This window comes from Enterobacter mori LMG 25706 (assembly GCF_000211415.1).
Lineage (GTDB): Bacteria > Pseudomonadota > Gammaproteobacteria > Enterobacterales > Enterobacteriaceae > Enterobacter > Enterobacter mori.
The window spans coordinates 642,122-660,494 of sequence record NZ_GL890774.1 but is presented as its reverse complement, the minus strand read 5'-3'; the positions used below and the strand labels follow the sequence as shown (position 1 = coordinate 660,494).

Sequence of the window (18,373 nt, the reverse complement as noted above, 5' to 3'; positions counted from 1 at the left end):
CAACGGCAATCCGTTTACAGCACAATGCCGCCGATGATAAAGCCGAGGATCACGCAAAGCGTAATGGCGACGACGCCCGGGATCAGGAACGCGTGGTTAAACACGTACTTACCGATACGCGTTGAACCGGTGTCATCCATTTCAACCGCCGCCAGCAGGGTTGGGTAGGTTGGCAATACGAACAGCGCAGAAACCGCCGCGAAAGAGGCAATTGCCGTCAGCGGCGTCACACCCAGCATCAGTGCCGCAGGCATCAGCGCTTTGGTGGTGGCGGCCTGAGAGTAGAGCAGGGTCGCAGCAAAGAACAGCACGACCGCCAGCAGCCACGGATAGTTGTGCAGCAGGTCACCGGCTACGGTCTGGATGTCGCTGATGTGCGCTTTCACGAAGGTATCACCGAGCCAGGCTACGCCCAGTACGCACACGCAGGCGCTCATACCGGATTTGAAGGTGCTGGCGTTCAGCACTTCGCTGGTGTCAATTTTACAGGTGATGCTAATCAGCGTTGCGATGGTCAGCATGAACACCACAATCGCTTCGTTACGCGGCAGGACCGGGTTCTGGATCAGGCCCACGGTGTCGCTGATGGCGGTCGCATAGAACATCACGGCGACAATACCGATCAGGAACAGCAGCACGGAGCGTTTTGCGTGTGGCTTCAGCTCGAAGATCTGGCTGCCGCGCAGCTTCACTTCACCTTTCGCCAGGCGTTCCTGGTAAACCGGATCGTCTTTCAGCTCGGCACCAAGGAAGTTACACAGCACGGCGGTGATCATGACCGCAATCAGCGTCACCGGAATACAGATCGCCAGCAGCGTCAGGTAGCTCACGCCCATCGGCTCAAGGATACCGGCGAAGAAGACCACCGCAGCGGAAATCGGCGAGGCGGTAATCGCAATCTGGGACGCGACGACGGCAATAGAGAGCGGACGCGACGGGCGAATACCTTGTTCCTTCGCCACTTCAGTAATCACTGGCAGCGTAGAGAAGGCGGTGTGGCCCGTACCGGCGAGAATGGTCATAAACCAGGTCACCAGCGGGGCAAGGAAGGTAATATATTTTGGATGGCGGCGCAGCATACGCTCCGCCAGGCTCACCAGGTAGTCCATACCGCCTGCGACCTGCATGGCCGCGATAGCCGCAATAACTGCCATGATGATTTCGATAACGTCAAAAGGGATTGCGCCGGGTTTGATCTGAAAGATAAGGGTAAGAACGAGCACCCCGAGACCGCCGGCAAAACCGATGCCGATCCCCCCGAGTCGTGCGCCCAAATAAATCGCCAACAAGACGATGACGAGTTCTGCTCCAAACATAAGTGCCTTCCTTGTTTATTAACAAGTTGATATTGAAATGTTGTGTAATTGGTAATGCTTAAAAAGAAAAAAGGCACGTCACAAGTGACGTGCCTTTCGGAAGCTTAGCCTGAACTGTTACTGTTCGCTTTCATCGGTATATCGTTTCGCTTTATACGCCGGGTGCATCAGGTTCTGGGCGGAGAAGATATCGTCCAGCTCAGCTTCGGTCAACAGTCCCCGCTCAAGCACGACTTCACGCACGCTCTTACCGGTTTCGGCACAAATCTTACCGACGATATCGCCGTTGTGGTGGCCGATGAACGGGTTGAGGTAGGTGACGATCCCGATAGAGTTATAGACGTAACCTTCACACACTTCTTTATTGGCGGTGATGCCGTTGATGCATTTTTCCAGCAGGTTGTAGCAGGCGTTGGTCAGGATGTGAATGGATTCAAACATCGCCTGGCCAATCACTGGCTCCATCACGTTCAGCTGCAGCTGACCGGCTTCAGAGGCCATGGTCACGGTGGTGTCGTTACCGATGACTTTGAAGCAGACCTGATTGACCACTTCTGGCACAACCGGGTTAACTTTGGCTGGCATGATGGACGAACCCGCCTGCAGTTCTGGCAGGTTAATCTCGTTCAGGCCAGCGCGCGGGCCGGAAGAGAGCAGGCGCAGGTCGTTACAGATTTTGGACAGTTTCACCGCCAGACGTTTCAGGGCGCTGTGAACCATGACGTATGCGCCGCAGTCGGACGTCGCTTCAATCAGGTCTTCCGCAGGGACAACGGCCAGGTTAGAGACTTCAGCCAGTTTCTGTACCGCCAGCTGCTGATAGCCGTCTGGCGTGTTCAGGCGTGTACCGATGGCGGTTGCGCCCAGGTTCACTTCCAGCAGCAGCTCAGAGGTGCGCAGCAGGTTTTTGGTCTCTTCATTCAGCAGCACGTTAAACGCGTGGAATTCCTGACCGAGGGTCATAGGGACTGCGTCCTGCAACTGGGTACGACCCATTTTCAGGATATCCTGGAACTCAACCGCTTTACGCTGGAAGCCATCGCCCAGCTGGTTGATCGCGTCCACCAGTTTCACTACAGAGGCATAGACCGCGATGCGGAAGCCGGTTGGGTAAGCATCGTTGGTAGACTGACACTTGTTAACGTGGTCGTTCGGGTTGAGGTACTGGTATTCACCTTTCTGGTGGCCCATCAGCTCCAGGCCGATGTTTGCCAGCACTTCGTTAGTATTCATGTTGACGGAGGTGCCCGCGCCGCCCTGGTAGACGTCAACCGGGAACTGATCCATGCATTTGCCGTTGTTCAGCACTTCATCGCACGCGGCGATAATCGCATTTGCAGCGCTCTTAGGAATGGTTTGCAGCTCTTTGTTTGCCAGTGCTGCGGCTTTCTTCACCATCACCATGCCACGGACAAACTCAGGGATGTCGCTGATTTTGCTGTTGCTGATGTAGAAGTTTTCAATCGCTCTCAGAGTGTGAACACCGTAGTAGGCATCCGCTGGAACTTCCCTGGTACCCAACAAGTCTTCTTCGATACGAATGTTGTTTAACATGTGAACCTTCTTTTCAAGCTGCCGATGGATTGTACTAAACACACAGTATATATGTGGTTTTGAATATTTTCTGACCGACGATTATTCCCTCAATCGGCCTGATGTTCGAGATCATATGCTGATGATAGCGAATTGCCGTAAGCTGGATCACTTATTATCGACCCGATTCCATGATAATTATTAATCTGTGAAATGTGTCACCGCTTTAATATTTCCGAAAAAAATATCCGTGCAAACCGATTGAATTTTGGCTAACCGTCGCCATCTCTAAAAAACGCGTTTTGCGAACACATTCAGACAGGGGCCAGATGGCACCTGCCCTACAGGAGATGCCAGTGCGCTGGATACCGTTTATTGCTTTCTTTCTCTATGTTTACATTGAGATTTCGATTTTCATTCAGGTTGCCCATGTGCTGGGCGTGCTGCTGACGTTGATTCTGGTGATCTTCACCTCCGTCATCGGCATGTCGCTGGTGCGTAATCAGGGTTTCAAAAATTTCCTGTTAATGCAGCAGAAGATGGCCGCGGGTGAAAGCCCGGCAGCCGAGATGATCAAAAGCGTGTCGCTGATTATTGCGGGCCTGCTGCTGATCCTGCCGGGGTTCTTCACCGATTTCCTCGGCCTGTTGCTGCTGTTACCGCCGGTGCAGAAGCACCTGACCATGAAGCTGCTGCCGCATCTGCGTTTCAGCCGCATGCCGGGTGGCGGGTTCAGCACCGGGCCGGGTGATACGTTTGAAGGGGAGTACCAGCGTAAGGACGACCAGCGCGACCGGTTAGATCATAAAGACGATCGGTGATTTTTTTGCCCGGTGGCGCTTCGCTTACCGGGCCTACGGATTCTGCTGTTTCGGTAAAAACAGCCACAGCCCTGCAAGCATGACAATAGCGTACAGACTCTTCCATCCCACCATCGCCAGCAGTAGCAGGCAAAGCACACCCCCAACGACCGCCAGGGCTTTATAGCGACCTTTCAGCAGACGGCAACCCGCGAGCATACACAGCAGGTAGATCATGATGAAAATGCCGTTGGCGTAAACGATCAGCGCGTCCAGATTGATATCCAGCGCGTAAATACACAGCGAACTCAGGACGCAGCAGCCCAGCACGGCATTCAGGGCATTTAGCGGAAGCTGGCGTTTAGACAGGCGCGCGAGGCGATTCTCAGGTTTGTCGAGCGCCTGCGACCACACCAGCCGGGCAAAGCTCTGGATATAAATATTCAGGCTGGCAAAACAGGCCAGATAGCCGATGACGCAGGCGATCCACAGCGCTTTCACACCGAACAGTTCAACCACAATGCCCGGCAGCGATGCAGCGGCAGCGAGATCCGCACCGAACGCGTTGAAGTGTAATACCAGTACGGTACACGCCCAATAGACCGTACCCGCCAGCAGCAGGCCAATCATCAGCGCGCGGGGAAAATCACGTTCAGGCTGTTTAAATTCCGACGCCAGGTGGGCAAAGGCTTCCAGGCCCACAAAACACCAGAACATGACGGAGAGGGCGGCGAAAAGCTGTGAATGGTCGACGTCTGTTACCGCGGGAAAGGGAATTTCCTTTATTGTGATATCGCCCGCCCACCAGATAGCGGCAACGAGCGCAACAATCAGCACCGCAACCAGCGTCTGCAGATTGGCGCTGGAGCTGGCGCCGCGCGAGCCCACCCACCAGACGATAGCCAAAGTGCCCAGTTCGGCCAGCAACAACTGCGCGTTATGCCAGCCAAACAGCGCCTGACCAAAGCCGGTCGCAATATGCAACGCCGCAGGAAGACCAACGGGAATGACGGAGAGAAACAGCCAGCCGGTGACGCGCTCAAGGCGCGGACCAAACGCTATGCCGACAAAATGCGCCACGCCGCCCGCGCTGGGAAAATGCCGCCCGAGGATGGCGAAGACAATTGCCACCGGAAAAACCAGTACAATTAACACCGGCCACGCCCACAGGCTGTTATTCCCCGCGACCAGCGCGGCCAGAGCGGGTACGGCAAACACGCCCGTGCCTAACAAGGAGGTGGAGAGTAAGCCAACGCCCTGTGCCAGCCCCAACTCCTGCTTGAGTCCACTCATTTCCATCGTCCTGCCACCATCAAAAGAGAGGCGATGGTAACACTTTCGCAAATTTTTTTTCGATTCCCCCTTGAAGGGGGAAAAAGCTATCCCCATCTCTCAGGGCACTAGCCGGAAAACCGCGTGCGGCCCGGCGTCATCCATAACTGATAATGACTTTCTCAAAGGAGAGCTATCAATGAGTATTCGTCCGTTACATGATCGTGTGATCGTCAAACGTAAAGAAGTTGAAACCAAGTCTGCTGGCGGCATCGTTCTGACCGGTTCTGCGGCAGCCAAATCAACGCGTGGCGAAATCATCGCTGTCGGTAAGGGCCGCATCCTGGAAAACGGAACTGTGCAGCCGCTGGACGTTAAAGTTGGTGACATCGTCATTTTCAACGATGGCTACGGCGTGAAATCCGAGAAGATCGACAATGAAGAAGTGTTGATCATGTCCGAGAGCGACATTCTGGCAATTGTTGAAGCGTAATTTACGCACGAAACTGTACGAATTTGAGGAAATAAGAACATGGCAGCTAAAGACGTAAAATTCGGTAACGACGCTCGTGTAAAAATGCTCCGCGGCGTAAACGTACTGGCAGACGCAGTGAAAGTGACCCTGGGTCCGAAAGGTCGTAACGTAGTGCTGGACAAATCCTTCGGCGCGCCAACCATCACCAAAGATGGTGTTTCTGTTGCACGTGAAATCGAGCTGGAAGACAAGTTCGAAAACATGGGCGCGCAGATGGTGAAAGAAGTGGCCTCTAAAGCGAACGACGCTGCAGGCGACGGTACCACCACTGCGACCGTACTGGCACAGGCTATCATCACTGAAGGTCTGAAAGCCGTTGCTGCGGGCATGAACCCAATGGATCTGAAACGTGGTATCGACAAAGCTGTCGCATCCGCTGTTGAAGAACTGAAAGCGCTGTCCGTACCGTGCTCTGACTCTAAAGCTATTGCTCAGGTTGGTACCATCTCCGCTAACTCCGACGAAACCGTAGGTAAACTGATCGCAGAAGCGATGGATAAAGTCGGTAAAGAAGGCGTGATCACCGTTGAAGACGGCACCGGTCTGGAAGACGAACTGGACGTGGTTGAAGGTATGCAGTTCGACCGCGGTTACCTGTCCCCATACTTCATCAACAAGCCAGAGACTGGCGCTGTTGAGCTGGAAAGTCCGTTCATCCTGCTGGCTGACAAGAAAATCTCCAACATCCGCGAAATGCTGCCAGTGCTGGAAGCCGTTGCGAAAGCAGGCAAGCCGCTGGTTATCATCGCTGAAGACGTTGAAGGCGAAGCGCTGGCGACCCTGGTGGTTAACACCATGCGCGGCATCGTGAAAGTGGCTGCGGTTAAAGCACCTGGCTTCGGCGATCGTCGTAAAGCAATGCTGCAGGATATCGCTACCCTGACTGGCGGTACCGTGATCTCTGAAGAGATCGGTATGGAGCTGGAAAAAGCGACCCTGGAAGACCTCGGCCAGGCGAAACGCGTTGTGATCAACAAAGACACCACTACCATCATCGATGGCGTGGGTGAAGAAGCCGCTATTCAGGGCCGCGTTGGTCAGATCCGTAAGCAGATCGAAGAAGCGACTTCTGACTACGACCGTGAAAAACTGCAGGAGCGCGTAGCGAAACTGGCTGGCGGCGTTGCGGTAATCAAAGTCGGTGCGGCGACCGAAGTTGAAATGAAAGAGAAAAAAGCACGCGTTGACGATGCCCTGCACGCGACCCGTGCTGCGGTAGAAGAAGGCGTGGTTGCTGGTGGTGGTGTCGCGCTGGTGCGTGTTGCCGCTAAGCTGGCAGGCCTGACTGCTCAGAACGAAGATCAGAACGTGGGTATCAAAGTTGCGCTGCGCGCGATGGAAGCACCACTGCGTCAGATCGTGTCCAACGCCGGTGAAGAGCCATCTGTTGTGACCAACAACGTGAAAGCGGGCGAAGGTAACTACGGTTACAACGCGGCAACTGAAGAATACGGCAACATGATCGACTTCGGTATCCTGGACCCAACTAAAGTAACCCGTTCTGCTCTGCAGTACGCGGCATCTGTAGCGGGCCTGATGATCACTACCGAGTGCATGGTAACCGACCTGCCTAAAGGCGACGCGCCTGACTTAGGTGCAGCTGGCATGGGCGGCATGGGTGGTATGGGCGGCATGATGTAATTGTGCGCTTTACCGCTTAGAATGTGAAAAACCCCCGGGCAGAAATGCTCGGGGGTTTTTCTTTTGGTCATCTTTTAGGTATAAGGTTTACACACGGACAACTACTGTCCAGCTTATTGAAAACGAGGAATAACATGCGCGTAAAAGTCTGTGCAGGGATTGTAGGGGCAGCATTGCTGCTGGCGGGTTGTAGCTCCAGCAATGAGCTGTCGGCAGCGGGCCAGGGCGTTCGCTTTGTGGAAGATAAGCCGGGTAGTGAATGCCAGCTGTTAGGCACGGCAACCGGTGAGCAAAGTAACTGGATGTCAGGTCAGCATGGCGAAGAAGGTGGCTCTATGCGCGGTGCGGCGAATGCCCTGCGTAACCAGGCTGCGGCAATGGGTGGTAACGTGATTTACGGCGTGAGCAGCCCAACGCAGGGGATGCTGTCCAGCTTCGTGCCGACCGCCAGCCAGATGAATGGCCAGGTCTACAAGTGCCCGAACTGATTGCCTTTTCCCTCTCCCTGTGGGAGAGGGTTAGGGTGAGGGGAAACTAGCACTGCCGCAGCTGCAAATCCAGCGGCGTCTTGCTCGGCTCACCGCCAATCTCACGTGCCAGCTTCGGCACCATATAGCCTGAAACCAGCGTTAACAGTTCGCGCATAATCTGCCGGGCTTCTTCATCCGTCACCATGAAATGTGCCGCGCCCTGAACGCGATCCAGCACGTGCAGGTAATAGGGCATCACGCCCGCATCAAACAACGCATTGCTCAAATCTGCCAGCACGCGGGCGCTATCGTTTACGCCGCGCAGCAGCACGCTCTGGTTCAGCAGCGTCACGCCCGCTTTACGCAGACGCGCCATCCCCGCCCGAAATGCATCGTCAATTTCGTTCGCGTGGTTGATATGGTTTACCAGCAGCACCTGTAAACGAGACTGCTCAATGCGTGAGACCAGCCCATCGGTGATCCGCGCCGGAATAACAATCGGCAAACGGCTATGAATGCGCAGACGCTTGATGTGCTGGATGGCTTCCAGCTGCGTCAGCAGCCAGTCCAGCTCGTGATCTTTCGCCATCAGCGGGTCGCCGCCGGAAAAAATAATTTCATCAAGCTCGGGATGGGCGGCGATATAGTCCAGCGCAACCTGCCAGTTGCGTTTATTGCCCTGATTGTCGGCATAGGGGAAGTGCCGACGGAAGCAATAACGACAATTTACCGCACAGCCGCCTTTTACCAGCAGCAGGGCGCGGTTGAGGTACTTGTGCAGTAAACCCGGCACCACGCTGTTCTGCTCTTCCAGCGGATCGGTGCTGTAACCCGGCGCGGTGACAAACTCATCCTGCGAAGTAAGTGTTTGTTTTAATAGCGGATCGTCGGGGTTGCCTTTCTCCATACGTGCCACAAACGCACGGGGAACGCGCAGGGCAAAAAGGCGCTTTGCCTCGCGGCCTGCAAGCAACTCTTCGTGTTGATCGAGGTCTAAAAGACGCAGCAATTCATCAGGACTGGTGATTACATCGGCAAGTTGCGATAACCAATCTTCTCTGGACGGGGTGTTTAGGGTTACAATATGCGCCATTTTGTGGCTTAGCTACCAGTTAACAAATTTAGAGGGCCTTATGGCAACGTACTATAGCAACGATTTTCGTGCTGGTCTTAAAATCATGATGGACGGCGAACCGTACGCGGTTGAAGCCAGCGAATTCGTTAAACCAGGTAAAGGCCAGGCATTCGCACGCGTTAAGCTGCGCCGCCTGCTGACCGGCACCCGTGTTGAGAAAACCTTCAAGTCTACTGACTCCGCTGAAGGCGCTGATGTTGTTGATATGAACCTGACCTATCTGTACAACGACGGTGAGTTCTATCATTTCATGAACAACTCTACTTTCGAACAGCTGTCTGCTGATGAGAAAGCAGTAGGCGACAGCGCTAAATGGCTGCTGGATCAGGCTGAGTGCATCGTGACCCTGTGGAACGGCCAGCCTATCGCTGTGACCCCACCAAACTTCGTAGAACTGGAAATCGTTGAAACCGATCCAGGTCTGAAAGGTGACACCGCAGGTACCGGCGGTAAGCCAGCTAAACTGTCTACCGGCGCAGTGGTTAAAGTGCCACTGTTCGTCCAGACTGGCGAAGTGATCAAAGTGGATACCCGCTCCGGCGAATACGTGTCCCGCGTGAAGTAATTTACGTCATGATTGAAGGCGCAGCGCCCGCTGCGCCTGATTTTTGCAGGCAGGGATGATGAAACGTACCGTTAAAATTCTGCTTCTGTTAGCGCTGACCAGCGCAATCCTTTCTGGATGCAACACCGCGCGCGGCGTGGGTGAAGACATCAAAGATCTTGGCCACGTCATTTCTAATGCAGCCAGCTAATTTCGTCTAATTTTCTTAAAAATGCTTCCTGTGCCGTCAAATGACGGGATCTTGTCTATCCTTAAGTTGCTATACACAAAACAACTTTGGCTATAAAAGGAAGATATTATGGTTAAGAAAACAATTGCAGCGATCTTTTCTGTTCTGGTGCTCTCTTCTGTACTGACTGCATGTAATACCACCCGCGGTGTAGGGGAAGATATCTCCGATGGTGGCAATGCTATTTCTGGTGCAGCCACTAAAGCTCAGAACTAATGACGCACTGACGGTACGGCGCACCACTCTTACCGTACCGTCAATTCTCTGCTTCCTGCAGGGATAAAAACGGGGAATAGCGCGTGTCCATATGCAGCTTCATCCTGATATTCCGCTTGTAGGTATAAACCGTTTTTCCGTTAATACTTAAATGGCTGGCAATCTTCTGGTTGCTCGCGCCGTCCATCCACAGCGTTAGCACTTTCTCCTCCTGACGAGTCAGCAGCGGGGCGGCAATCTGCGGCATTTCAACGCTTGCGCATGACGTCAGCGCGTCATTAATCACCATCGCCACTTCTTCTAAATCGGCATTTTTCAACAGCGAAGCCCATACCGGGAATTGTGTCAGGTAGTTTGTCATGTCTTGTTCTTCGCCCGACTGGAGTAAAATAAAGGGCTGCGTTTCGCTGGCAATCATCAGGGAAGAGAGTTGCTGAAAATGATGAAAATCGTGTCGAAAACCGTGTAAGTCAGCGATAACCAGCGTCGGTTTCCACTGCAGTATATGCTCTCTGGCGAGGAAGAGGTTATTCAACCCGGTCACGACGAAGTGACCCGGAAAAAGACCAGAATGATTGAGCCATGCTTCAAAACCCGTACGGGTGAAGTGGCAACGGTCAATCAAAAGAATTTTGAACATAGTGGATTCGCAGTCGGCTAGTGGTTTGGCTTCCTGCCATCAGAAAGCACATCATCATAGAGAAGTCGGATGAGTGATAAATGCCTGAACTGCGCGCCATACTGCGGCTATTTCTTGCCTTAACATATTCAGCACAAAGGGATTGAAAAAAAAGCGCACTCTATCCACAATATTGAGCGTAATCTCTGCCTTTCGGGACGACCCGTAAGCGCTTCTTTCACTGGGGACGGCCCCAACTTGTACTAAGTTAAGGAGCCTGAAATGTCCTGGATTATTCTTTTCATTGCCGGTTTGCTCGAAGTGGTTTGGGCAATTGGTCTGAAATATACCCACGGTTTTACCCGCCTGACGCCCAGCGTCATTACCGTTACCGCAATGATTGTCAGTATTGTCATGCTGTCATGGGCAATGCGTACCCTGCCTGTTGGGACGGCTTATGCGGTCTGGACTGGAATTGGAGCGGTAGGCGCGGCCATCACCGGCATTCTGTTGCTGGGAGAGTCAGCGAGTCTGGCGCGTATTGCCAGCCTCGCCCTGATTGTTGCCGGAATCGTTGGCCTGAAGCTCAGCACGCCTTAACGCGGCTGTTCAACCCACACTAATTTCGCTACATCAAACCCTTGCCGGGTCGCCACGTCCAGCATCTGCTGTTTCATTTCAGGTGAAATGGTCGGGGTGCGGGAGAGTATCCACAGGTAGTCGCGATCCGGCCCGCACACTAATGCGTGACGATATTCTCTGTCGAGTGCAATCACGTTATATCCACCGTAGAACGGGCCGATGAAAGAGACTTTCAACGCGGCACGGCTCGCGTCGCCGGTGAAGTACGCCTTGCCAACCGACTGTTGCCACATCGCCCGGTCCGGGTTGTAACCACGGTTAACGACCTGAATACCGCCGTCATCCATTGAACTGTAATGGGCTGTGACTTTTTCTAAACCGCGCTCGAACCGATGATCCATTCGGGCGATTTCATACCAGGTTCCAAGGAAGCGTTGTGAATCGAAAGGCGTGACGACGGTGACGCCGGGTGGCGGGGTAGGGGAACTGCAGGCAACGACTAAAAACGCGGCTGTCACTGCGGCGATAACAGGCAGAATGCGCATAGGTGTTTCCTTACTGTTTTCTGTTAAGTGTAGATGACAGCAAGGAAAATGTGGCTTTTGTGCGGCGTCATACCGTAGATTTTGTAGGCCGGGTAAGGCGAAGCCGCCACCCGGCAATGTTTTACTGCAGCGCGTCGAGGATACGGTATGCCGCCTCAACGCGTGCCGGGTTCGGATAGCTCTTGTTCGCCAGCATCACGATGCCAAGTTGCTTCTCCGGGATAAAGGCCACATAGCTGCCGAATCCGCCGGTGGAGCCGGTTTTGTGCACCCATGAGGCTTTTACCGGCGGCGCCGGAGGATTCACTTCTCTCGCGGGAAGTGGGGCCAGCGCGACCTTATTGTCGCTACCTTCAACCACGGTTTTGGCATCGACCGGCCAGTTAAGCATTTCCCAGCCTAATCCCTGATACATGGCCCCAACGCGCCAGTAGCGCGACTGTGCCAGCGTCATGCCTTGCTTCAACGATGCATCCTGAACGTTATCCGGAGCCATATTGGCCACCACCCAGCTCGCCATATCCTGCACGTTGGTTTTCACGCCGTAGGCTTCGGCGTCCAGCATCCCCGGTGACACATGGACCGCTTTACCGTCACGGTATCCCCAGGCGTAATATGCTTCTTCTGCTTTCGGAACGTTAATCCACGTATGGTCGAGCCCGATCGGTTTAAAGACCCGCTTCGTCATGGCCTGTTCAAAGCCCATGCCGGAAGGTTTAACCGCCAGTGCGCCAAACAGACCGATGCTGGCGTTCGCATACAGTCGCGTGGTGCCAGGTTTCCACTGCGGCTGCCATGTCTGGTAAAAGCGCAGCAGAGAGGCGTTATCAGTGACCTCATCCGGTACCTGCAGCGGCAGACCGCCTGCGGTATAGGTTGCCAGGTCCAGCATGCGAATTCCTTGCCACTGCTTGCCCGTCAGCTCAGGCCAGTATTTGGTCACCGGATCGCCCAGCGATATCTCACCGCGGGCAACAGCATTGCCACCCAGTACGCCGGTGAAAGTTTTACTGATAGAACCCAGTTCGAACAGGGTTTGTGGAGTAACAGGTTTGTTCGCTGCAACATCGGCTTTACCAAAAGTAAAATAGTGCGGCTGGCCCTGGTAGATCACGGCAACCGCCATGCCCGGAATAGACTGCGCTTTCATCAGGGGGGTAATGCTTTTTTCCACTACGTCAGCCAGCTGTTTTTCTGTTATCGACGCAGCAATGCTGGAACATGACACGCCGAGCAGCAGGGCGCAGCAAAGGGATTTTTTGATCATCAGTTATCTTCCATAATCACGGTTCAGGGGAGTGTCCGGGCCCATCAGACGAGCGTAGTCTGTGGGATTTGACTGTGGCTGACAAACGGTTAAATTTAGCATTAGCTGTTAATTTTTCTAACGGAACGACAGATGACGCGAAGCTATCTTCCTCTTAACTCGCTTCGTGCTTTCGAAGCGGCCGCCAGGCATCTTAGTTTTACGCATGCCGCCATTGAGCTCAATGTGACCCATTCTGCCATTAGCCAACACGTGAAGGCACTGGAGCAGCACCTGCACTGCCAGCTGTTCGTTCGCGTTTCCCGTGGGCTGACGTTGACCACGGAAGGCGAGAATTTACTGCCGGTGCTGAACGATTCGTTCGATCGTATCGCCGGTCTGCTCGATCGCTTTACTCACCATCTTGCCATGGAGAAGCTGAAGATCGGCGTGGTGGGTACCTTTGCGACAGGGTTGCTCTTTCCGCAGCTGGAGGATTTTCGTCGCTGCTATCCGCACATTGATCTGCAGCTTTCCACGCATAACAACCGTGTCGATCCTGCCGCCGAAGGACTGGATTACACCATCCGCTATGGTGGAGGCGCGTGGCATGGTACCGAGGCGCAGTTTCTTTGCCCTGCGCCGCTGGCTCCGCTTTGCACGCCGGATATCGCCTCTGTGCTAAAAAACCCGGCAGATATCCTGAAATTTACCCTGCTGCGCTCTTACCGACGCGACGAATGGGCTGCCTGGATGCAGGCGGCGGGTGAGCATCCTCCTTCACCGACGCACCGGGTGATGGTGTTTGATTCGTCTGTGACCATGCTTGAGGCGGCTCAGGCGGGCGTGGGAATTGCCATCGCGCCTGTTGATATGTTTAGCCATTTGCTGAACAGCGAGCGTATCGTGCAGCCGTTTGCGACGCAGATTGACCTGGGCAGTTACTGGCTGACGCGACTCCAGTCGCGGGCAGAAACCCCCGCAATGCGTGAGTTTGCGCAGTGGCTGGTGGGAAAAATGCAGAAATAACAGGCCCGCCGGATGGCGGGCCTGAAGCGTCAGATGGTGACCACCGCAATCAGCGTCACCACGGTCAGGATGGTTGCCAGACCGTAGAACACCCATTTACCGCTCGGTAGATGGATTTTCAAGTCATGCATCGCATGGTGAATGCGGTGCAGGCCACACCACAGCGGTAGAACGATCATCAGGAAGAGGAACACGCGACCGATAAAGCTGCTCGCAAAGGCCAGTACGCGCTCGTAGCTCAGCGCATCGCCCGGGAACAGCCCCAGCGGCAGCATAATGCCGACCAGCAGGATAATGACCGGCGCGATGATGGCGCTCCACATGCCGCCTGCACCGAACAGGCCCCAGAAGACCGGCTCGTCAGAACGTTTTGGATTTGGATTGATCACAGTAGTCTCCTTACCAGAACAGTGCGACAAACAGAATGACCACAGTGACCAGAATCGTCACTGCCCAGAGCCCTTTAATCACCGGCTCTGGCCCCATTTTTTCGCCTTTAACGATGATGTTCGCCGCTTTTGGCGCCAGTTCAAACCAGGTTTTGGTATGAAGCAGCGCGGCCGCGAGCACGATCAGGTTCAGCACAACGATGATCGGGTTTTGCAGGAAACCGACAAAGCTGGCCCAGGTTTCCGGACCGTGTTTGAGGGCGAAAACCCCGTACATCAGCTCAAGGCTGAACCAGACCGCAGGTACCGCCGTGCCTTCACGCAGCATATAGAAGCGATAAAACGGCAGGTTTTTCCACCAGGTGGACGGCATTGGCCGCACATAGGCTTTGCGTTTAGTCGTCATCATGCACTCCTTAGCGTGGTTTCAGGGTAGCGATAAGAAAGTCTTTCGAGCTTTCCACTTTACCCTGCTGAATAGCGGCGGCCGGGTCGACGTGCTTCGGACAGACTTCGGAGCAGTAGCCCACAAAGGTACAGCTCCAGACGCCGTTCTGGCTGTTTAGCTGCGCCATACGTTCTTTTTTACCGTGGTCGCGGCTGTCCTCGTTATAGCGGTGCGCCAGGGTAATGGCTGCCGGGCCAATGAACTCTTTGTTCAGGCCAAACTGTGGACAGGCGGCGTAGCACAGACCGCAGTTGATGCAGCCGGAGAACTGATGGTACTTCGCCATCTGGGCTGGCGTCTGGGTGTTTGGCCCCTGTTCGGGCGTGCGCGGGTTGCCAATGATATACGGCTTAATGGCTTCCAGGCTTTCGATAAAGTGGGTCATATCGACCACCAGATCGCGCTCAATCGGGAAGTTGCCCAGGGCTTCAACCTTGATGCCTTTGGTGTACTCGCGCAGGAAGGTTTTACAGGCCAGCTTCGGTACCTTGTTAACCATCATGCCGCAGGAACCGCAGATCGCCATGCGGCAGGACCAGCGATAGCTCAGGTCTGGTGGCAGGTTGTCTTTGATATAGCCGAGCGCATCCAGCAGGGAGGTTTGCTCGTCATAAGGGACTTCATAGAAAGCGCTGTGCGGTGCGGCGTCCACTTCCGGGTTGTAGCGCACCACTTCAACTTTCAGTTTTTGCATCTCAGCCATTCGCCTTCTCCTTCTTCTCGGCGTCTTCTGCTTCTGCACCGTAAACGCGCTTCGCCGGTGGCAGCGTGGTGATTTTCACGTCGCTGTAGTCCAGACGGGTAGTGCCATCCGCATCGCGCCAGGCGAGGGTATGTTTCAGGAAGTTGACGTCATCACGTTCGGTACAGCCTTCATCAAGGCGCTGGTGCGCGCCGCGCGATTCTTTACGCGCCAGCGCGGAGTGCGCCATACATTCCGCGACGTTCAGACCGTGGCCCAGCTCGATGGTGTAGAGCAGGTCGGTATTGAACACGCTGGAGGTATCGGTGATGCGCACGCGCTTGGAGCGTTCCTGCAGCTCTGCCAGCTTGTCGACGGTTTTCTGCATCAGCTCTGGCGTACGGTAGATACCGCAGCCTTCTTCCATCGACAGGCCCATTTCATCGCGGATCTTAGACCAGTTCTCGTTACCTTCCTGATTCACCAGATCTTTCAGCCGTTTTTCAACGTCTGCGACCTGAGCGTCCAGCGCGGCACCGTTGGCTTCACCTGCAGTAGCCGCCCGCTCCATTGCGCGTTCGCCCGCCATGCGGCCAAAGACGACCAGCTCAGCCAGCGAGTTCGAGCCCAGACGGTTCGCACCGTGCAGGCCCACGGAGGAACACTCGCCCACGGCGAACAGTCCTTTGATGCGGGTTTCGCACTGCTGATCGGTTTCGATACCGCCCATGGTGTAGTGCGCGGTTGGACGCACCGGAATCGGTTCTTTGACCGGGTCAACGCCCACGTAGGCTTTTGCCAGCTCGCAGATGAACGGCAGACGCTCCAGCAGTTTCTTCTCGCCGAGGTGGCGCAGGTCGAGATAGACCACATCGCTGCGCGGCGTGGAGATGGTGTTGCCTTTGCGCCACTCGTGCCAGAAGGCCTGAGACACTTTGTCGCGCGGGCCGAGTTCCATGTATTTGTTCTTCGGCTCGCCGAGCGGGGTTTCCGGGCCCATGCCGTAATCCTGCAGATAGCGGTAGCCGTTTTTGTTGACCAGAATACCGCCTTCACCGCGGCAGCCTTCCGTCATCAGAATGCCTGAGCCCGGCAGACCGGTTGGGTGATACTGCACGAACTCCATATCGCGCAGCGGCACGCCGTGGCTGAGCGCCATGCCCATCCCGTCGCCGGTGACGATGCCGCCGTTGGTGTTGTAGCGATAAACGCGACCCGCACCGCCTGTTGCCATTACCACGGCTTTCGCGCGGATCTGGACAAGCGTGCCTTCCATCATGTTCATCGCCACCAGGCCGCGCGCCTCGCCGTCATCGACCAGAATGTCGAGAACGAAATGTTCATCAAAGCGTTGAATTTGCGGGAACTGAAGGGAGGTCTGGAACAGGGTGTGCAGCATATGGAAGCCGGTCTTATCGGCGGCGAACCAGGTGCGTTCAATCTTCATTCCGCCGAAGCGGCGAACGTTGACGCTGCCGTCCGGACGGCGACTCCACGGACATCCCCACTGCTCAAGCTGGGTCATTTCCGTAGGACAGTGGTGCACGAAGTAGTCAACGACATCCTGCTCGCAAAGCCAGTCGCCCCCTGCAACCGTGTCGTGGAAATGGTATTCGAAGCTGTCATGATCCTGCGCAACAGCGGCGGATCCTCCTTCTGCAGCAACCGTGTGGCTACGCATAGGATAGACTTTTGAAATCAGTGCGATTTTAGCGTTGGGATTAGCTTGTGCTGCAGCAATTGCAGCGCGTAATCCCGCTCCGCCAGCGCCTATTACGGCAAGATCGGCTTGAAAAGTTTGCACGACATTCCTCCAGATTTTTGTTTTTCCGCAACGCGTTGAACTAAAGGTAGCTCACCTGTCCAAACGGGAAATTGCGAAAGCGATTCCACTGCTCCTTTATGGGTAAAACAGTATAACCGTATGGATGTGAGGGAAATTTGACGTGTTCGATTTTTTTGCTGTTCAGTGCGGTGATTTATCATCGTTATTGATGAATTCCGTTACGTTATTTTTCTTCGTTATGAAAAAGGCGCTTTTACCGCGCAAAATTTGTCTCCGCCTCGGCTTACGAGTAGACTTCGTGCCCTTGTCTGAAATCGGAGAATTACTCATGAGCGAAACGGCCACCTGGCAGCCGAGCGCATCCATCCCAAACCTGTTAAAACGCGCAGCAGTAATGGCGGAGATCCGCCGCTTCTTTGCTGACCGCGGCGTCCTGGAGGTGGAAACTCCGTGCATGAGTCAGGCAACGGTAACGGATATTCATCTGGTCCCGTTTGAAACCCGTTTTGTTGGCCCTGGCCATTCTCAGGGTATGAATCTGTATCTGATGACCAGCCCGGAATACCATATGAAGCGCCTGCTGGCGGCGGGATGTGGTCCGGTGTATCAGCTGTGCCGCAGCTTCCGTAATGAAGAGATGGGTCGTCACCACAACCCGGAATTCACCATGCTGGAGTGGTACCGCCCGCATTATGATATGTATCGCCTGATGAATGAGGTGGACGATCTGCTGCAGCAGGTTCTGGACTGTTCAGAAGCGGAGACGCTCTCCTATCAGCAGGCGTTCCAGCGTTGTCTGGAAATCGATCCTCTTTCAGCGGATAAAGCCCAGCTGCGTGAAGTGGCGGCAAAACTGGATCTGAGCAATGTGGCGGATACTGAGGAAGATCGCGATACGCTGCTGCAACTGCTTTTCACCTTTGGCGTGGAACCGCAGATTGGCAAGGATCGTCCGACGTTTGTTTATCATTTCCCCGCAAGCCAGGCTTCGCTGGCGCAGATCAGCACCGAAGACCACCGCGTGGCGGAGCGTTTTGAGGTTTATTATAAAGGTATTGAGCTGGCGAACGGTTTCCACGAGCTGACTGACGCGCGCGAACAGCAGCAGCGTTTTGAGCAGGATAACCGCAAGCGTGCAGCGCGCGGTCTGCCGCAGCAGCCGATTGATACCAACCTGCTGGAGGCGTTAAAAGCTGGCCTGCCGGATTGTTCTGGTGTGGCGCTGGGCGTTGACCGTCTGGTGATGCTGGCGCTGGGCGCAGAGCAGCTTGGCGATGTGATTGCCTTTACGGTCGATCGCGCCTGATAAAGTGCCGGGTGGCGCTGCGCTTACCC

General features: G+C 54.8%; 21 protein-coding genes. 10 read left to right on the top strand and 11 right to left on the bottom strand.

Annotated features, from left to right (window positions below):
* Positions 1-14: 14 nt before the first annotated feature.
* Positions 15-1,316 carry an anaerobic C4-dicarboxylate transporter gene (locus tag ENTMO_RS0104975; protein WP_010427777.1) on the bottom strand — a complete coding sequence of 434 codons (1,302 nt, stop codon included), beginning with the start codon at positions 1,314-1,316 and terminating at the stop codon, positions 15-17.
* Between the two features lie 117 nt (positions 1,317-1,433).
* Positions 1,434-2,870, bottom strand: a complete 1,437-nt coding sequence (gene aspA / locus ENTMO_RS0104970; protein ID WP_010427776.1) for an aspartate ammonia-lyase — start codon at positions 2,868-2,870, stop codon at positions 1,434-1,436.
* Positions 2,871-3,205: 335 nt separating this feature from the next.
* On the opposite strand from aspA, the gene ENTMO_RS0104965 reads away from it, so the two are divergent.
* Positions 3,206-3,670, top strand: a complete 465-nt coding sequence (locus ENTMO_RS0104965; RefSeq protein ID WP_010427775.1) for an FxsA family protein — start codon at positions 3,206-3,208, stop codon at positions 3,668-3,670.
* Positions 3,671-3,703: 33 nt separating this feature from the next.
* On the opposite strand, the gene yjeH is transcribed toward ENTMO_RS0104965, so the two are convergent.
* Complete coding sequence (yjeH, locus tag ENTMO_RS0104960) at positions 3,704-4,942, bottom strand: L-methionine/branched-chain amino acid transporter (RefSeq protein WP_010427774.1); 1,239 nt, start codon at positions 4,940-4,942, stop codon at positions 3,704-3,706.
* A gap of 178 nt (positions 4,943-5,120) precedes the next feature.
* On the opposite strand from yjeH, the gene ENTMO_RS0104955 reads away from it, so the two are divergent.
* From ENTMO_RS0104955 to ENTMO_RS0104945, 3 genes are all read left to right on the top strand, one after another.
* Positions 5,121-5,414 (top strand): co-chaperone GroES, encoded by a 294-nt coding sequence (locus ENTMO_RS0104955; RefSeq protein WP_003855929.1) that lies wholly within the window; start codon positions 5,121-5,123, stop codon positions 5,412-5,414.
* 39 nt (positions 5,415-5,453) lie between these two features.
* Positions 5,454-7,097, top strand: a complete 1,644-nt coding sequence (gene groL / locus ENTMO_RS0104950; protein WP_010427772.1) for a chaperonin GroEL — start codon at positions 5,454-5,456, stop codon at positions 7,095-7,097.
* Between the two features lie 134 nt (positions 7,098-7,231).
* Positions 7,232-7,585, top strand: a complete 354-nt coding sequence (locus tag ENTMO_RS0104945) for a DUF4156 domain-containing protein (protein ID WP_010427771.1) — start codon at positions 7,232-7,234, stop codon at positions 7,583-7,585.
* A 46-nt stretch (positions 7,586-7,631) separates the two neighbouring features.
* Here the strand turns inward: ENTMO_RS0104945 and epmB are convergent, their stop codons facing one another.
* Positions 7,632-8,660 (bottom strand): EF-P beta-lysylation protein EpmB, encoded by a 1,029-nt coding sequence (epmB, locus tag ENTMO_RS0104940; protein ID WP_010427769.1) that lies wholly within the window; start codon positions 8,658-8,660, stop codon positions 7,632-7,634.
* A gap of 40 nt (positions 8,661-8,700) precedes the next feature.
* Here epmB and efp point away from each other — a divergent pair, with 40 nt between their 5' ends.
* The 3 genes from efp to ecnB all read left to right on the top strand — a co-directional run bounded on the left by efp (position 8,701) and on the right by ecnB (position 9,712).
* On the top strand, positions 8,701-9,267 hold the full coding sequence (efp, locus tag ENTMO_RS0104935; protein WP_010427766.1) for an elongation factor P: 567 nt from the start codon (positions 8,701-8,703) through the stop codon (positions 9,265-9,267).
* 58 nt (positions 9,268-9,325) lie between these two features.
* Positions 9,326-9,457, top strand: coding sequence for an entericidin A/B family lipoprotein (locus tag ENTMO_RS0104930; RefSeq protein ID WP_010427765.1), 132 nt, complete (start codon positions 9,326-9,328; stop codon positions 9,455-9,457).
* A gap of 108 nt (positions 9,458-9,565) precedes the next feature.
* Positions 9,566-9,712 (top strand): lipoprotein toxin entericidin B, encoded by a 147-nt coding sequence (gene ecnB / locus ENTMO_RS0104925; protein WP_003855942.1) that lies wholly within the window; start codon positions 9,566-9,568, stop codon positions 9,710-9,712.
* A 40-nt stretch (positions 9,713-9,752) separates the two neighbouring features.
* Here ecnB and ENTMO_RS0104920 read toward each other — a convergent pair whose 3' ends face one another.
* On the bottom strand, positions 9,753-10,352 hold the full coding sequence (locus ENTMO_RS0104920; protein ID WP_010427762.1) for a helix-turn-helix transcriptional regulator: 600 nt from the start codon (positions 10,350-10,352) through the stop codon (positions 9,753-9,755).
* Between the two features lie 261 nt (positions 10,353-10,613).
* On the opposite strand from ENTMO_RS0104920, the gene sugE reads away from it, so the two are divergent.
* Entirely contained in the window at positions 10,614-10,931 is a 318-nt protein-coding gene (gene sugE, locus ENTMO_RS0104915; RefSeq protein ID WP_010427760.1) for a quaternary ammonium compound efflux SMR transporter SugE, read from the top strand.
* On the opposite strand, the gene ENTMO_RS0104910 is transcribed toward sugE, so the two are convergent.
* Complete coding sequence (locus ENTMO_RS0104910) at positions 10,928-11,458, bottom strand: lipocalin family protein (RefSeq protein WP_010427758.1); 531 nt, start codon at positions 11,456-11,458, stop codon at positions 10,928-10,930. The genes sugE and ENTMO_RS0104910 overlap by 4 nt on opposite strands.
* 121 nt (positions 11,459-11,579) lie before the next feature.
* Entirely contained in the window at positions 11,580-12,725 is a 1,146-nt protein-coding gene (gene blaACT / locus ENTMO_RS0104905; protein ID WP_010427756.1) for an ACT family cephalosporin-hydrolyzing class C beta-lactamase, read from the bottom strand.
* Positions 12,726-12,857: 132 nt separating this feature from the next.
* Here blaACT and ampR point away from each other — a divergent pair, with 132 nt between their 5' ends.
* Positions 12,858-13,733 carry a LysR family transcriptional regulator AmpR gene (ampR, locus tag ENTMO_RS0104900; RefSeq protein ID WP_010427754.1) on the top strand — a complete coding sequence of 292 codons (876 nt, stop codon included), beginning with the start codon at positions 12,858-12,860 and terminating at the stop codon, positions 13,731-13,733.
* Positions 13,734-13,762: 29 nt separating this feature from the next.
* On the opposite strand, the gene frdD is transcribed toward ampR, so the two are convergent.
* The 4 genes from frdD to frdA are packed head-to-tail and all read right to left on the bottom strand — an operon-like array spanning position 13,763 to position 17,056.
* Positions 13,763-14,122, bottom strand: coding sequence for a fumarate reductase subunit FrdD (frdD, locus tag ENTMO_RS0104895; RefSeq protein ID WP_010427753.1), 360 nt, complete (start codon positions 14,120-14,122; stop codon positions 13,763-13,765).
* Positions 14,123-14,132: 10 nt separating this feature from the next.
* Positions 14,133-14,528 (bottom strand): fumarate reductase subunit FrdC, encoded by a 396-nt coding sequence (gene frdC, locus ENTMO_RS0104890; protein ID WP_010427752.1) that lies wholly within the window; start codon positions 14,526-14,528, stop codon positions 14,133-14,135.
* 10 nt (positions 14,529-14,538) lie between these two features.
* Positions 14,539-15,273: a succinate dehydrogenase/fumarate reductase iron-sulfur subunit gene (locus ENTMO_RS0104885; protein WP_010427750.1), complete on the bottom strand. Its 735-nt coding sequence runs from the start codon at positions 15,271-15,273 to the stop codon at positions 14,539-14,541.
* Entirely contained in the window at positions 15,266-17,056 is a 1,791-nt protein-coding gene (gene frdA / locus ENTMO_RS0104880) for a fumarate reductase (quinol) flavoprotein subunit (protein ID WP_010427748.1), read from the bottom strand. The genes ENTMO_RS0104885 and frdA overlap by 8 nt, the downstream gene beginning before the upstream one ends.
* Before the next feature lie 310 nt (positions 17,057-17,366).
* Here frdA and epmA point away from each other — a divergent pair, with 310 nt between their 5' ends.
* Positions 17,367-18,344, top strand: a complete 978-nt coding sequence (epmA, locus tag ENTMO_RS0104875; protein WP_010427746.1) for an elongation factor P--(R)-beta-lysine ligase — start codon at positions 17,367-17,369, stop codon at positions 18,342-18,344.
* Positions 18,345-18,373 lie beyond the last annotated feature (29 nt).

Bases quoted from the DNA above. Each gene is read 5' to 3' on its own strand.
- aspA (WP_010427776.1), bottom strand. From the start codon at position 2,870: ATGTTAAACAACATTCGTATCGAAGAAGACTTGTTGGGTACCAGGGAA.
- ENTMO_RS0104975 (WP_010427777.1), bottom strand. From the start codon at position 1,316: ATGTTTGGAGCAGAACTCGTCATCGTCTTGTTGGCGATTTATTTGGGC.
- frdC (WP_010427752.1), bottom strand. From the start codon at position 14,528: ATGACGACTAAACGCAAAGCCTATGTGCGGCCAATGCCGTCCACCTGG.
- ENTMO_RS0104955 (WP_003855929.1), top strand. From the start codon at position 5,121: ATGAGTATTCGTCCGTTACATGATCGTGTGATCGTCAAACGTAAAGAA.
- ENTMO_RS0104945 (WP_010427771.1), top strand. From the start codon at position 7,232: ATGCGCGTAAAAGTCTGTGCAGGGATTGTAGGGGCAGCATTGCTGCTG.
- epmB (WP_010427769.1), bottom strand. From the start codon at position 8,660: ATGGCGCATATTGTAACCCTAAACACCCCGTCCAGAGAAGATTGGTTA.
- ampR (WP_010427754.1), top strand. From the start codon at position 12,858: ATGACGCGAAGCTATCTTCCTCTTAACTCGCTTCGTGCTTTCGAAGCG.
- yjeH (WP_010427774.1), bottom strand. From the start codon at position 4,942: ATGAGTGGACTCAAGCAGGAGTTGGGGCTGGCACAGGGCGTTGGCTTA.
- ecnB (WP_003855942.1), top strand. From the start codon at position 9,566: ATGGTTAAGAAAACAATTGCAGCGATCTTTTCTGTTCTGGTGCTCTCT.
- ENTMO_RS0104920 (WP_010427762.1), bottom strand. From the start codon at position 10,352: ATGTTCAAAATTCTTTTGATTGACCGTTGCCACTTCACCCGTACGGGT.
- ENTMO_RS0104930 (WP_010427765.1), top strand. From the start codon at position 9,326: ATGAAACGTACCGTTAAAATTCTGCTTCTGTTAGCGCTGACCAGCGCA.
- ENTMO_RS0104885 (WP_010427750.1), bottom strand. From the start codon at position 15,273: ATGGCTGAGATGCAAAAACTGAAAGTTGAAGTGGTGCGCTACAACCCG.
- sugE (WP_010427760.1), top strand. From the start codon at position 10,614: ATGTCCTGGATTATTCTTTTCATTGCCGGTTTGCTCGAAGTGGTTTGG.
- efp (WP_010427766.1), top strand. From the start codon at position 8,701: ATGGCAACGTACTATAGCAACGATTTTCGTGCTGGTCTTAAAATCATG.
- ENTMO_RS0104910 (WP_010427758.1), bottom strand. From the start codon at position 11,458: ATGCGCATTCTGCCTGTTATCGCCGCAGTGACAGCCGCGTTTTTAGTC.
- blaACT (WP_010427756.1), bottom strand. From the start codon at position 12,725: ATGATCAAAAAATCCCTTTGCTGCGCCCTGCTGCTCGGCGTGTCATGT.
- epmA (WP_010427746.1), top strand. From the start codon at position 17,367: ATGAGCGAAACGGCCACCTGGCAGCCGAGCGCATCCATCCCAAACCTG.
- groL (WP_010427772.1), top strand. From the start codon at position 5,454: ATGGCAGCTAAAGACGTAAAATTCGGTAACGACGCTCGTGTAAAAATG.